The 15,970-nt window shown below is 29.7% G+C and carries 7 protein-coding genes; all 7 read right to left on the bottom strand.

Going from position 1 to position 15,970, the window contains the following annotated elements; translation table 11 throughout:
• Nucleotides 1-140 precede the first annotated feature (140 nt).
• The 7 genes from IM744_RS07710 to IM744_RS07680 all read right to left on the bottom strand — a co-directional run bounded on the left by IM744_RS07710 (nt 141) and on the right by IM744_RS07680 (nt 15,968).
• On the bottom strand, nt 141-6,008 hold the full coding sequence (locus tag IM744_RS07710; protein ID WP_194507550.1) for a DEAD/DEAH box helicase: 5,868 nt from the start codon (nt 6,006-6,008) through the stop codon (nt 141-143).
• 2 nt (nt 6,009-6,010) lie between these two features.
• A complete protein-coding gene (locus IM744_RS07705; protein WP_194507549.1) occupies nt 6,011-9,259 on the bottom strand; it encodes a hypothetical protein in 3,249 nt (1,082 codons plus the stop codon).
• Between the two features lie 30 nt (nt 9,260-9,289).
• Nucleotides 9,290-11,740 (bottom strand): UvrD-helicase domain-containing protein, encoded by a 2,451-nt coding sequence (locus IM744_RS07700; RefSeq protein WP_194507548.1) that lies wholly within the window; start codon nt 11,738-11,740, stop codon nt 9,290-9,292.
• A gap of 8 nt (nt 11,741-11,748) precedes the next feature.
• Nucleotides 11,749-12,603 carry an SPL family radical SAM protein gene (locus IM744_RS07695; RefSeq protein ID WP_206694474.1) on the bottom strand — a complete coding sequence of 285 codons (855 nt, stop codon included), beginning with the start codon at nt 12,601-12,603 and terminating at the stop codon, nt 11,749-11,751.
• Nucleotides 12,603-13,562: a DUF413 domain-containing protein gene (maoP, locus tag IM744_RS07690; protein WP_194507547.1), complete on the bottom strand. Its 960-nt coding sequence runs from the start codon at nt 13,560-13,562 to the stop codon at nt 12,603-12,605. The genes IM744_RS07695 and maoP overlap by 1 nt, the downstream gene beginning before the upstream one ends.
• Nucleotides 13,563-13,953: 391 nt before the next feature.
• On the bottom strand, nt 13,954-15,180 hold the full coding sequence (locus IM744_RS07685) for a PDDEXK-like family protein (RefSeq protein WP_194507546.1): 1,227 nt from the start codon (nt 15,178-15,180) through the stop codon (nt 13,954-13,956).
• Between the two features lie 53 nt (nt 15,181-15,233).
• Entirely contained in the window at nt 15,234-15,968 is a 735-nt protein-coding gene (locus IM744_RS07680; RefSeq protein ID WP_194507545.1) for an AbiV family abortive infection protein, read from the bottom strand.
• Nucleotides 15,969-15,970 lie beyond the last annotated feature (2 nt).

Genomic DNA, 15,970 nt, shown 5'->3' with positions numbered 1-15,970 from the left:
TCTAAAACAGACTTAAATTCCATTTTACATTGATGGTCTATTTTAAATAGTTCATCATTTAAATGATTAGATTAATCAATAGTTTTGTGCTTTTGAACTTATTTATTTTAAACATCAATTGCTTTAAGAAAAACTAAAAATTACTCAGTTTTCAAAGTTCTCAGGGTAGTAAATATATCCAGAAAATCATTAGTGTTTATATGCAACTCGTCTCCGAAAAAGGAATCAAAATTTCGAATTACTAAGTCCTTTTTCCACAATGGGTGAAGTATTGCTTTAAAATAATCATTTGTACCTAATAATTGGTCACCCTCAAATCTTAAATAATTGAAGCGATTACCTTCTACTAAACTTGTCTTTTCATCAATTTTCGAATATGTATTGGATGCATTATTTATTATTTCTCTTAGATCTTCAAGTTCAAAATAATTTTCATCGCTTTCATTAAAACCAAAAGAGTATGATGCGTTCTTCATTAATCTCAATAATCCTATTCCTACCCTCCAATCGAGAATATGGTGATATCCTGAATTACCATAAGTATTTAAACATTTTTGACAAGAACTATTACACTCATTTTTGTGCTCAATTATTGATTGAATAAATTGTTGATCTCCATTTAATATTTTATCAATTATAGATTCAAAATTTTCATACAAGTAATTCACGAAACCAGATCCATTTGGGGCTGCATCGCTCAAAAAAAGGAAAGGTATCATTTGGTCATCATACTTCAACTCACTTATTTCAATCTCTTGCGGATCCACATCTAGTATATCGGTTGTTACTCTCTGTAGTATAAATGCAGCAGAATAAAAAGCAGCTCTAATAGCTGAACTATTTCCTGATCTTACATCTAGATCAATATTATTAGAATAATTGAGAATCTCAATTTTCAACATTTCTGTAGTCTTTTTTGCTCCTAAAGCAATCCGTTCAGTTTGATCATTTTCATTTCTCCGAATATATCTATTAAGTATAAAATTAGGAGTAAATAAATCTCCCTCTGAGCTACCTGTTATCCTAATATTTTCCCAATGACTACTTGTTCCACTTGTTCTAAAATCCTCAGTACTAACACCTTCAAAATACTCTCCATTATTATTATTTATGTGCCAAACTTCAGCGTTAAAATCATAATAAGATATTGTGCTATTATAGATGTTCTTTCTTTGAGTAGCATCATCATTTTCAATTGCAAAGATTCTAGAGGTTGAAAAACTTGACAATACATCCGTATTATCCGCTGCATTTCCAGTGTTATTTATAATTCTACTTGTTCTAAATGCTTTAGGTACTACAAGTCTGATATGATTTTCTTGTTGAATTTGATTTATGTCATAATTTGTTATTCTAACTATATTATTGCTTTCTTCTGTTTCAATTTCTAAATCATAACTATATTCTAAGGCATCAAATTGATTTTGATTTTCACCATTGAACCTAGCAAAAGAATTAACTTCATTGTTTCTCCTTGGGTTTATTTTTAATGGTATGGTTAAACCTACAGATTCGTACTCACCTTTATCTTTAGTTTTTATGGATCCAGGTGCAAATTCTGTTATGGACTGTTCTAAACTTCTATCTATAGATCGTATATCATTTCGATTACTCCCATGATAAAAGTTTCTTGTGCCACTTGGCATACCATACATAGGTAACAAACCAGCTTCTGCCATACTTTGTGCCAACCCTGTAGTATAGGTACTATTAGCTACAGCCCTATCAATCTCATTAAGTAAATCTTCAATGATCCATTGTCTTATCGTATAGATGTCTTTTTCAAGCTTATTATCATTATTATATTGAGAAGTATAATAGGATAAGTAATCCTCTATAAATATTAAATTCTCTTTTATCCAATTATCTAAATTAGGTCTATAAGATTCCCATTCTGAAGCAACACCAAATTGTCCATGTGTATCTTCGTTTATATCTTGTGTTTCTATAGAAAGAAAAGCTTCTTTCAATATATTTTTAACAAGCATCCTTCTAAGAATCGGAATTTTAAGTTGAAATTCACCATCAGACTCATTCGGCTTTAAAGAAAGCATAGGTGGAGGAGCATCACCTCCTGTAATCTCTTCAATTCCGTCGTAATAGTAATAACTATCATGACTCTTTCCTCTACAAAAAGTCATTGCAGCAGAATATGCTTGACCACGTCTTCCTCCTCTACCAACACGTTGTTGATAGTTGTATCGTGTTGGTGGCATATTACCCTGAAAAATAGCCTGTAAACTTCCAATATCAACTCCAACTTCCATAGTTGTAGTCACATTAATCATATCTATTTCGTTAGAGAGCTTATCCTTTTTATATTCAGTCTCATTATTTTGAACAATAACTCCTTTAAATTGAAGTTGCCTTTCTGCTTGATTATCTGTTTGACCTGTTAGTTCTGCCGTTCTTAAACGAATAGGTTCTCTTGGTTCTTGTAATAAATCAAAACTAATAAAATTTTGTTCTCTTAGTTCTTTAACTCTCCCTGATGCGTTAGATGGTAATACACTTAAGCATTGCACATTGGTACAAAGCCCAAAACCTCTGTGAAGATGAATCTTATGGCAATTATAACACTTGTAATAATAAGCGTCATTTTTTATTACTTTAAAATTTAGCGCATTAGGTGCTATTTCAAATCTTTGATTACCAAATACTTCATTTAAATAATTTATAATATTATTACCTAATAATGTAACCTCAATATTATATTTATCAGCCAAAGCTTCGATAGGAGCTCTAAATTTTGCAGGTAAACCTATATAATTATCATATGCTCTTGATGTAAAAAAGTCTGTATTGCTATAGCGATAATTATCTCCCATAATGCGAACAAATGCATCGATAAGATTATCTAAAAATGAAATAGCATTTGGTAGAAGATTTAGTAACGCAATATAATATTCATTTGTTTTATCTTGTTTTAATGACAGGTATCCAATACCAGCACTTTCTGAATTGACATCTGTATATATACCAAAACTATTCTGAAAAATAGTGGCAAATAGGTTATCTCTGACGTTAGTTACGAAATCAGGCCTTATTTCAAAATTATTATCATGAATTCTATTCCTTATTGTATTTCTATCGGCAATTGAGCCGCTATTAAAATTATAAAAATTGCTCCAATGATATCCGCTTTCACTTTCTTTATCATACCCTACGCCATTTGGGTTTATGCCAAGACTGAGCAGTTTTTGTACTAAAAGCCCATTTAATTGGTTTTGTTCCGTTTCTACCAAATCCTCAATACTCAATGAAGATTTTGGATTTAAATACTGTTTTAAAAATTCAGTATCATTCATACGAACTTTTACAGCTATTTCGTACGCATTTGGAATTGATTTTAGAAAGCTATCCATTTCACTAAATATCTTATCGCCTAATTCTGTTGTCCTACTAATTAATTTCAATACATCTGCATTTGGCAAACTAAGCTCCTCAACACATTCTAAAAACAACATTCTAACAATATCTCTAAAATGTTCTTTTTCTATACCAAAAGCTTGTTTTGCCGCATCTTGTCGGCTATCGGAAAAACCAACTAACTTTGGCGCTTTTTCTTCTAGTTGATATATTAATTCTTTGCTCAATACTTGGTTGCTACGAGCAATACCAGTTCTAAAACTTCTAATAGGTGATTTTGTATATAATCTAGTTGTATAATCTGCGTTACATGAAGGACAAACATGCGGAAGAGCTTGCATTAATTCTATATCATTATCTCGAATAAAATCAATAGGCTCATCATTATTCCCTCGATCTAACATTAAAACAAAAGTATAACCTTCTATAAATTCTGGTGAAGGTTTGTTATCTTGAATAAAAAGTTCTGCGCTATATGGGTTTAAAAAAGATTTTCTCCAATTCCCTCGAACATTAGTTCTATTATATGCTCTATTTCCATTTACATCTGTTTGATTAAAATCCTCCCGTTGCCCTTCATCATCTTCTAAAGCAAATCTGCTGTTTTTTTTACTTGGCCAAAATATGGCATAATCTTGATACCATTTATTCTGAACTAAAGGTGTTACTTGGGTATTTGGTATTTTGTTAAGATCAGGACTATTTAATGACAAATTCAAATGTCTAATATTATTATTTCGTGGTCTTGGAAATTTATTCCCACCAATAAAGGCTGCTGCACATTTCTCGCATCTTAGTGTTTCTAGAACTTTGTGAATAGCTCCATCGTTTCCTTTTACTGCAGATAATGGAGTATACAACAATTTCCCAAATGGATACTGAGTTTCATCTTCATCATTTTGAGGTAATAATTCTGCCCAAAGACCTTCAATATATTTATAAAATTGATGAAAACGGATTCGTGGTAATCTAACTTTCTTATTGTCATTTATATCTTTTTCTCCTCTAATTATTAAAAATCCTCTCAATGCATCAATATTTCCATTGAAGAGAGAATTACCAATATCAACAAGTTGTTTAGGAACTATTTTACCTTTCTCATTTGTGCAACAGTTTATCCATTGCTTGTATAAGCTTTCTGAATTTTCTTCAAAAAATTGTATTAAATCATTATAACCTAGTTTATTTGCTATTGCATTCCTAATGGCATCTTTATCCTTTTCTAGTTTTAAAAAGTAAGATTGATCTATTTTAGAAAACACTTCTAAATCAAACTTAGATCCTAACTTAGGATTATAATCATCTCCTTTTTGGATCTCAAAAGCTTTTGAATCAGAACTCTCAAAATAAACGCCAAAAAACTGTTCCAAATAGTCCTGAGTACTATCTTCATCTCCTAAGGATGCACTAGATGCTAAAATTCTAAGTTGAGGATTTGGCACAAATTTTCCATCAATTTTAATTACTGGTCTTAGTCCGATAGCATCAAGAAACATTTTTATTAAATAAGCTATTTCAGTACCAGAAGTCCCTCTAAATAAGTGAAGCTCATCAACAATTAAATGAAATACATTTTCTTTACTTTCATTTAACCACGTTCTTGTACTATCAAAAACATTAGCTTCAATAGATCGCATTAGCATAATACTAAGCATAGAGAAATTAGTAATGAGTATATCTGGTGGATATTCTTGCATATCCCATCTCGTTACCATTTCCGCTGTTCTAGATCCCGAAATAAGTCTAGGAGCGATATAATTTACATCTTCTTTTTCTTTTTCATTTCTTGCTACAAAACTCTCAATATTATCAGATTGTCTAAGCTTTTCTTGTAATTTACTATAGCAAACCTGTCGTTTTGATCTGTTCGCTTGACCTCTATAATCACCTGAAACAATAGTACTACCATTGTACTGACCAAAGTAAATTCTATTTCCTTTTAATCCGTTATCATTATCAAGGTGCTCTCTAACCTCATCACAATCTAAAGCTTTACGTAGCCTCGTCATTTGATCCTCTACAAGAGCGTTCATTGGATATAAAACCAATGCTCTCATAGCAGACGTACGATTCTCTCCAGCCCTTTGTACTGGTTCGTATTGATTATTTCCTGATGTTATGTTAAACCAATCCTGATGTTCGTAAGAAGGTTTTTCCCATTGTTTCCCTTCTTTGTATAATGATGCTAATAATGGTAATAAAAAAGCCTCTGTTTTACCTGAACCAGTACCTGAATTTATAACTGTATTTCTATTATTAACAAATGCCTTAATCAACATATCCGTTTGATGTTGATAAGGTGGATACCCCATTAAGCCAGATTTAATAAAACTTGAAATAAATTGTTTGGCATTATTACTATCATTGTCAAACCCTTTAACTAATAATGGCACAATGTCTTCTATACCACCTATTTTCTTGCCACCTATAGCAGTTGTATTATACTCTGGTAAAATCTCTAATAAAGGGTCTCTATATAAATTATTATTACTCTGTAACTCTTTATCTTTTCTCTGATTGAGATCCTCATCACAAAAACGATACATCGTTTTAAAGTAGCGTACGTAATTCTCTTTAATTTTATTAAATGCTCCTATAGGATCCTTTGAGAGTAGATTTTGATATATAGTTTCTTTCATAATTAACTTAATTCTCTTATTTCAATATTCTCTTCTTCAATTACTTCAGCTTTAAAAACTCTGGTTGAGTTTTTATAATCAAACTGATCAAATTTGCCTTCTAATACTTTACTTAACATCTCATTTTCGCTAAAATTATTTCTTGATACTCTCGATAGTTTTAGAGGTTCGCAATCATTCATAATTAAAGTTGCACTCTCTGAATCAGATATAATAGTTAAGCTTGTATTTAAATATAACACCTTATAGACATATAGTCCAATGATATTATCTCTATTATCTTCAATCAAAATAGCAGTTTTAAAATCACTAAAAATGGAACATTTTACATATTTTAGTTTGTATTTATTATGATTACCGTATAAATAGTTTATTTGAGGATTGTTATTTAAGTCGTCACTACCAGTCAAAATTCTAGCAATATTCGCTCTTCGGTTTTGCTTATCAGATATATTATACTGATCAAAATGTAAAAAAGTATGTTTAGATAACGTAGAATCCTTAAGTGCATTCTTCCAAAATATTTTTATAGTATTTGGTATACCATGATTAAGATTGCAAAAAGCATAATACACTATTTCAGGTAAAAATATCCTAGACGGAATTAGAACCTCTTTACTATAGTTGTATTGGTTTTGACCAAAGGTTCTCTTAGTAAAAATTATTGGTGCAATTTTTTTGTTTTGAATAAATAGATTTGTCCAATATGGATGATTTATTTTATAGTATTCACCTTTTTCTTTTTCTAAGAATTTTTTACTGTAATAACTCCCATAACGCCTGTAATCCTCTTGAGTTTCTACAATTCTTGGAAACTGCTCTTCTGGATTACTAAATAACTCTTGGTTATTAAGAGGAACGCAATGAGTAAGATGTTCTTCCTCAAAGTCGCCTAAGGAACCAATAAAGTTGAGTAACGAATCTCCTGTATGATATGTATCTTCAATTAAAAGTTCTTGTTCAAATTCCTCCTTGATATATAATCTCAGAAGATCTACTTTATTCTTTAAGTCAAGATATATGATGTCAGGTAACATAATACTCTGCAATGAATTTCGACTATTTGTGTTTACAGATTTAAACTTGATTTCTACTTGATGCTCTTCACAAAACACTTTTAAACTATCTAATAAAAGACGTGAATAAACACCTGTAAATTGGTAAACTTGAGAATTACGATGAAAACTTTTTTCAATTTTCCTAATTCCAAAAGGCATCAATTGAAATTCCTTTTCCTCCTTCTCATTTTCTCTATAGTTTAGATAACCTAAAGCTGTTAAATTATTTATTAATTGAAATCTAGAATATTTATCTTCTGTTATTAATACTCCCTTACTCTTTAAATAAACCAATGTTGCATTAATAGCTTTCACAACATCTTTGTACCTTAAAAATCTTTCCTTGCGATTTACACTAATACCAACTAATAGGTATATTAGATAATGTTGATCTAGTTGCCTTTCAAAATGTAATCCGCTTAATTGATGCTTACTAGTATTAAGAGGAATCTGCTCAGAACCAATTATTTTTTTTCCTTGAAAAAAACTTGTACTATCGTGCGTATCATCTCCCCATTTATCATACTTATATAAGTGATCATTAAAGGTTAATTCTATACTAGTACCTGTAATTGAAAAATCAAAAGTTTTTTCTTGGTTACCTATTTGAAATTTAACAACAACAAGTGAGGCTTCATCAATTGTGGTTTCACCATTGATGTGCAAATAGTATTTATTATTAACCTTCGAAACCTCTATATCCTTGTCTTCAGCACCATTTCTATACACTTTTGGATTTTCTATTGTTTGTGAATCTTCTAAAACAACTTCAAAATATGGTAATCCAATATCTAAGTATAGATTCTTATTAAGTTTTAAACCACCTAATTTTTTAATCTTAAACCCTTCGTTATGTGTTGATGTGGTAAAAATTTCTTCAGCATTTCCGTAATAAGATTTTTTAATATTTTTTACATCATAAAACAAAAATTCATTTCCAAAAATAGAAGGTAAAATACCAGATTCAATTTGTCGACAATCACCAATATTTTCAGAATTTTCAGACCAGTTTACCCAAGATTTTTCATTTTTTTGAACGACTACGATACAGTCATAATTTTCATCTGGCGACAATCTTTGTATGTAGCTATCACCATTTTTTTGAAAGAAAGTTACGCTTCGTATAGGTATCGTTTTAAGTTCTAGAGTTTCATTTTTTGTAATAAATCGTTGCTCTTGAAACTTTAGATCTCCAGTTGTTTTTATGGGCACCTCATGAAACCCATAAATATTACGACCTGAATTAATAACACTAAATTCTATAGGTACATCAATCTCATTTAATAGAGTGTCAGTTAACAATTCTAAACTATAAGTAGGACTAATATTGAATACTAAAGCTCCTTTTCTTTGAATGTTTATTGACTGACCTAATTCTGATTTAGAAAAAGCTTTATGATCAAACTGAAGTGCTCTATTTAAGAACCATTCTGCATATACAGGTTTTTTTATGCCTTCTTTTAATTTTTCTCTTAATTTAGAATGACTCGTATACGGTAAAAGCTTATTTACTAATTCGGGATAAATTGTATTATCGTTTATATAAATTCCATGTGCATATAAGATTTCTTCAAATTCTTGATGCTCTTCTGGCTTCAATACTACTTGGTAATTTAGCAATCCAATATATGCCAATCCACCTATTCTACGGGCTCTAAAAACACCTAAACTATTTTTAAGCGACCATTTTTCTAGACCATCAAAGAGAATATCTAAATAATTCAACTTTGTAATTCTCCTCTTTTCTTTTAAATAATTACTAATTACACTATTTAGGTGATCGTAATAAGAATTACTGTTATTACTAACATAAATTGTGATGTATAAAATTATATAATTAAAATAAATAACTTTATGATGTCTAGATTCCAAATCTTTTAAAACCTTTGAAAACTCAGTAATAGAATTTTTTAAGACTTTATTTACACTAACATTTCTTCTAACACCTAAAGATGCTGCTACCTTATCATATATAGCAACTTTAACTTCTTTATTTACTAAAACAGTTTTAAGAAAATCTTGATAATTACCTAAGTTATTTTCTTCTCCTATTTTGTTAATTAAATCTTCATCAGCATAGAGTATTACTTCCTTTCCTTTGTTATTTTTATTAAAAAAATAATTAAGGAAAGCATTGTTCCACTTTATGTAGTTAGAAGTTATGTGTGTTATTTCTTGTCTTGTTAAACTCAAATTATATTTATTATTTCCTAAAATAATAGTTTACAAATCATTATAATACTGTAAACTACTTTCATCCCATAACATAACTCTATCTTTTCTTAATGAGGTAATTATTTCTTTGTATTCTTTTTTAATATCTTTAAACATCCCTATAATTAATAGCCCAGAAGTACGAGTGAAAATTGTGTATACGAAATTTTTTATCTCCTCTGTATGCGTAATTTCTGTATTTGTAGACCAAACAATTAGTTTTTTCTCCAACCCTTTTAGCCTTAAAATAGTATCTGTTTGGCAAACTCCTGATTTCATATTATTTAAAGCATTAGTTGTAGCAATATCCTTCTCTAAAATTGTTATTAAATTTTTGTAAGGAGGTATTGAATCTACTACATCAAAAGAATTAAATGCTTTAGTAATATTAATTATCTTTTTAGCTAAATCTTGATTGTTTTCTGCATAAACCAAAATTGGTCTTGCTCCAGGCGGAGCTCCTTTATAAGGTGTAATAATATCTGCTCCTTCTTGAACTTCATTAATCGCTTCTGACAGAGGCTTAATAGCTTCACTAATTCTATATGGTAATCGATAAGAGCCATCTAGTTTATGAGTCACTCTGTTTCTCATTCTTTCACCTTTAGCATCATCAACCCTAGGTATAGAAGCTACTCTACCCAAATGAACTGCTTGTGCAAAATCTCCAGCAATAATTAAGTTATTTGGATCTTTCAATAAACCATAAAAGATTTCATAATCAGATTGCGTACAATCTTGAAATTCATCGACAAATACGTGCGTAAAATAACCTTTAAATTTATTTTTATTTATCTCTTTTAAAAACTTATGTCTTCTAGTTATAATAGAGCTTTCATTATTATTTTCCATTATTAATAAAAACTTCTGAACAGTTTTAAAAAGTAATCTCCTTCTATCTCCATTATAAGCTAAAACTGGACGACCACTTCTTGTTGAAGTTAAATAGACATCCATTTTTGTATAGTTTTGACCATATATAACTCTATTATATTCTTCTAATACGTATTCTGGGTTTAACACATTATCAAATTCTGCTGTAGATATATTTTCACTTTCTTTAATACTATTTATAGCTTCTTGTGCTCTTTTTAATAAACCTGTTTCAAAAAGCAAACTATCATTAAATGGTTGTTCTTCTTTAAATAAAGGCTTCCAAAGCCTAGTAGGTAAGACATCAAAATGCATTAAAAACACATTGATAAATTCTGATCCTTGAGTTTTTAATCCATACTTATAATTTTCAGTATAAGTAATATTTCTACTATCAAAAAGGTCTTTTATCCAATTTAATAGATACGCTTTAAGTGCTTTATTAAAAGTTGTTAGTAAAATATTAATTTTACTTATCGTATTTGTTTTAATCGCCTCATCAACAATATTTAAAACTCTTTGGGTTATAACAACACTTTTTCCACAACCTGCAGGCCCGACTATTATGGTAGGTTTGTTATCATTTTGTGCTGCTTTATTTTGAGTTTGGTTTAATTTAATTTCACGTCTAACTACTAATGGAGGGTTATAAAGATTAACCTCATTTGTGGTATCCAATGCAAACAAATTAAATGTTGGTGATGTTGAAGAGCATATTACACCATATATATAATTCTCATTCCATGAAGGTGTTCCGCTAAAATTACAGCCAGAATTGTTGTTAAACCATTTTCTTATAGCTACTGTAGCAGGCATACCACCACTATATATAAGATCGTTATTTACTTCTTGACTTGTATAATTATTTTGAGCTAATTCTTTTGCGATATCTTGAGTGTATCCTTTTTTATTAAATGATGATGTAAGAAGTATTTTAGTTGGTTTTATTTTTTCAATAAGTTTTTTGAAATCTTTTTTTAGGTTTTCAGAATTTTCAGTATGATCAAACAAATAACTAGCTGTAATCCAATTATTACTGTTATTAAAATCGTCAACATCCGAACTCCAAGAGTTAACAAAATACGATGGTAATATTGAGTTTTTTAAATCGGGCAATAAAGAAACTAACGCAGGCCAAAGATACAGCCTATTATAGTCTAACATAAATGGACTTGTATCAATATTTATTATTTTAATTACTGGACATTCAACATCATACTTATGAAATGCAGAAGCAACTGCTGCACAAGCCCACTGTATCGCTCCTGTACCTGCTCCTAAATCGTAAATTGTGATGGATTTTTCTTGCTTTGCCTCAAATATTGCTTGAGATAAATATTTTAAAAAAGAGTTGACTCTGCGTCCTTGGTACCATAAAGAATAAGTAAAACCTATGGATGGTCTATCATAACACAAATCAGCCCCTCTCGATAATAAATAACATTCTCTACTAGTTTCTTTTACATCAAAAAGAAAATTGGAATCATCCTTATGCACTACATAATAGTTCTCTGCAGCAATTTTAATCGCATTATCTAGAGTGTTTTTAATTGAAGCTATATGTAAATAAATATTTTCTAAAGTCATAAATCAAATTATATTGGTGCAAATCCTGTTTTTCCTATTCCTAAATTTGGTATTTTCTTTCGCATTATTGCCAGAACACGTTGATATTCTATATCACTCCAATTAAATTCATTTAGAATTTTCACTGCTTCATCTCTTGTACCTCTTACAAACTTTCCTTTATCTTTATGAAATGGTTGAATAATAAAACGTGTTATTCCTGTTTCTAGTAATTCTTCCGCAAAATTCTCTGGGTTATCTACTGGCAAAAGCGGTGTCATTGTAATACAAGATTGTATTCCTGCTTGATGAATTTCTTTGATTGCTTTAATACGTTGTTTATTTCCTGGACAATAGGGCTCAAATACCTTTCTAACCTTCTCACTATCTGTTGTAACAGTCATATTTACTTGAATATGTTTAAATTGTTTAAACAAATCAATATCTCTAGTAACTAATGCACTTCTAGTTTGAATGACTAGTCTAACGTTATGAAACTCGACTAACTCCTTTAAAATATTTCTGGTTAACTCTAACTCTTTTTCTATTGGTTGATAAGGGTCTGTAACACTACTTAAATAGATAGTTTTATCAATTAGCGGTCTTTTCCTTTTCTTCTTTAAAAGCGCTAAGGCATTTTCTTTTACCGTAATCCAATCTCCCCATGTATCCATTTTCTCCTTATTTCTAGAAAAGAATGCCGCATAACAATAAGTACAACCAAAAGAACAGCCAGAATATGGATTAAGTGTATAATCATATTCTGCCATAAAGCCAGACGCTGGTGTTAAAATTGAACCAGCAGATTTATATTCTATACTTGCTTTCCCTAAACTTTTTTTCTTTGGATTTTCTTCACCAAATAAACTCATTTGTTCCTCCATTATTCTGAGTATTTTTCTCTTAATAAGTGAATATAAACTACACTTGGAATTAATTTTTTATAATCTGCATCTGTATATTTCCATAACGCATAAGCTCCCGCTCCAATCCAACCTACAGGGCCTGTAATAAAGGCAATTGATGAAGTAAGTGTAGTGTAAAATACAAAAGGTAGTGTAACACCAATAATACTACTTAAAGCTCCTAAGGTTGTTGTTGCCATCAAATACACACTAAATCCCGTTAAATTAACTGCGGATAGAGATAAAATAATTGTGCCTGGCGCTATTAATTTATTATTTAATCTAGCTTCTTCTCTAAGCTTTAATTCTAATTTTTCTTTTTCTGTATCATCCATTTTAGACAATACTTCTTTAAAAAGATGTTGGGTTAATTGTCTTTCTAAATCCTTATCACTACCTAAATATTCTTTTAATTTTAGCTTCTTTGATACTTTATTCAGGATTTTATTATATGAAGTAATACTCCCCATTAAACCGTTTAAATTTTGACTTGATGATGATAATTTAGAAATAATATCATCTACTTTTATTGAATCAGTTTTTAAAATTGAAGCCAAAATTTCACGTTCTTCATCATTAATTTTTTTGAGTAAGTGATATAATTCCTGCCAATTTTTCTTAACTAAGCAGTATTTAATCCAACTTGCACCAGTTCCACCAATAACCTCAACTTTACCATTCATTACATTAACAAATTTTTTTTGCTGTTTAGTAATTGGCTTAAGGCTACCAGTAGAAAGCGCATTATACCAATAACCTTTTTTTTGAATATCAGCAATCTCGTATTCATTAAAATGATTTAATGGTATGTCTAGCATATATTTTCCTTTAGCTAAATATAAATTGTATTGTTTTTTTGCCTTTTCATATTCCTTATTAGCTAGACCATAGTCTATTGCTTCCCTTGGTTTAAATGGTTCCCTATACATATCTAACATAATAACTTTTTATTTCTTCCTTTTTACAGATTGCTTCGTGCCTCGCAATGACGCTTTTAGTTTCTTAATTTCCACCAACAAAACCTTTGTACTACCATCCGTATCCAACTGCTCCACCAATTCACCTTTAAAAGCTTTGGCTAAAATAGCTTGCGATAAGCTATCTATTTTTGTTTTTAGGTTTTCGTAAATAAATGTTCTACACTACTTACGATTTCGGCTTGTTCTTTTAATGGAGGTAGACCAAGCATTACACTTATAAAAGAAATCTCATCTATAGACTTCTTAACCCCCACTCTAATATATTTGTTAATTATCAGGCTCCTGCTCAACCTCACTAACCGCTACCTAGCCATTCATTTGCTTTGACAATTACCATTATCAATGCTTTTTATGTTTTTGATTTTGATTCTAATTGGCTTTCATAATTCTCAATTACAGAAAAAGCCAAGTTTAAAATAGCTGTCAATTTTGAAGACAATTCATTCTGAAAATTACCATATGCTAAATTGTATAAGGTTTCTATTTCTCCCCAATTTCTATATTCTTTCCAAAATGTATTACAGAGCCACCAACTATTAGTTGGATTAGGTTTATCCATAACATGCTTAGCTTCTTTTGCTATAATTTCACAAACAGCATGCTCCTCTGGGTTTTCTGTAGTGAAAGAAAGACCATAAAACATGTCTCTATTTAAAGAGTTACCAAATTGAATAGATAGTTTTAAACCATACTTTGTTAATGTATCATTTGTAAAAAAGAAGCCACTGTATCTTTCTCTTTTTTCTATTAAACTCTTTTCTAAATTTTTAACTGTTAAATTATTTTTAACTGCAAAATCTTCAAAAAATGGGATTAAATGTGAGTTAGCTACATCAAAATACATCTCATTATCATTTTCTGTTTTACGTATAGCTAAGTATGCTTCAAAGCTCTCTTTACTTTGTGTAATTTTTTCTACAATCTCTTTACTCATTTTTTTATTGATGTTTTGATGTGTTAATTTTTTAACCAAATTTAAATATTGCACTATACTTTCCCGTACTATTGGTACTGTTGCACATTTCTCAATACATTCTTGCAACCATTCTGTAATTTCATTTTTATAAGAAATTTGTTGGTAATCTATTTTTGCATTTGTCAGCGTATCATGATCTCTACTTTTGTGCCCTCTTAATGTTAAAAAAATTAATTGTCCATCTTTTTGAAAATTATGATATCTTAATAATTGATTTTCTTGCTCTTTAGCATAAATTTTATTTTCAATTTTTATCACTTTATTATTTATGGAGCGAATAAGAATATCAATATTACCTCCTAAATCTTTGTTATCATTAATAACGCCTGTGTAGTACTCTATATTAGCAGTGGCGTTATTTGTTTCAAAATCTGTAATGCTCAATCTCGTTAAAAAACAATCTAAAAACAACGTCCCTTGTTGATGAGAACCTTGTGGATTTAATAGTTCTGAAATAAATTTTGAGTGCAATCTTACTTCATCACTTCCTTTTCTAAGCAACGTGAATAAATTAAAATTTTGCCCAGACATTTTATTAATTCTAGAATAACTGTTAACAATAGTTTGTACTTCTGACAATAATGTGTTTGTATAATTCATTTACTTTATTATTTTTCTTATAAAATCCATACCTCTGTCCTATTAAACTTTAATTATAAGCCCTTCATTTTTTCATTCATCTTTTTAAAAGAAATTTCATCTATATGATCGTCGACAAGTTTCTTTAAAACAGCTTTAATTCTTTTTAACTCTTTCGCATCCATATGGTTTTCTAGTTTAGGGTGATGTAAAATACGTAGGACTTTACTAAACATAAAAACACGGTTAGCAATAACTAAAGTTTCATTATAAATATGTTCTGTTATTTCAATTTGTGGAGAGAGTATAACATCCTGAAAATCCACATAAAGACCTTTGTTTTTTAAGTTATCAAACCCTTGTAATTTTACGGTTTTATTAATAGTATGCAATAAAGGTTCTAATGCTTTTATTATATCTAGACTGACGTTAATGAATTTGTTAAACCAATTAACTCTTGTTTTAGCAAAAGTTGTTGGTTTCTGTTCATCATATTTAATTAAAGCCTCTGATAAACCAACTCCCATTTCCATTAATTGTGCAATCTGATGCCTAATTTTATGGTCTCTAAAAAATTTATGAACTTCTTTTGCTTTATATATTTTATAGCCTTCTGCATGCAGTCTAACCAAAATAGACTTAATTACTTCTTCTGTACTTAAAATCAATAAAGAAGTTGCAGAGCTATAGGATTTTCTAGATTGTGCAATTAATAGGGCATCTTTTTTTAATTGTATGGCGTTTCTATAAATTGGTACATCTAACCCTATAGATTCTTTTGCTTTTAGGTGGGGAAATGTTCTAATCATTA

The sequence above is a fragment of the Psychroserpens luteus genome, from assembly GCF_015319355.1.
Taxonomy (GTDB): domain Bacteria; phylum Bacteroidota; class Bacteroidia; order Flavobacteriales; family Flavobacteriaceae; genus Psychroserpens; species Psychroserpens luteus.
This window is presented reverse-complemented; position numbering and strand designations above follow the sequence as displayed.

Coding starts and splice junctions, on each gene's coding strand:
- IM744_RS07685 (WP_194507546.1), bottom strand. CDS start 15,180: ATGAATTATACAAACACATTATTGTCAGAAGTACAAACTATTGTTAAC.
- maoP (WP_194507547.1), bottom strand. CDS start 13,562: ATGTTAGATATGTATAGGGAACCATTTAAACCAAGGGAAGCAATAGAC.
- IM744_RS07680 (WP_194507545.1), bottom strand. CDS start 15,968: ATGATTAGAACATTTCCCCACCTAAAAGCAAAAGAATCTATAGGGTTA.
- IM744_RS07710 (WP_194507550.1), bottom strand. CDS start 6,008: ATGAAAGAAACTATATATCAAAATCTACTCTCAAAGGATCCTATAGGA.
- IM744_RS07695 (WP_206694474.1), bottom strand. CDS start 12,603: ATGGAGGAACAAATGAGTTTATTTGGTGAAGAAAATCCAAAGAAAAAA.
- IM744_RS07700 (WP_194507548.1), bottom strand. CDS start 11,740: ATGACTTTAGAAAATATTTATTTACATATAGCTTCAATTAAAAACACT.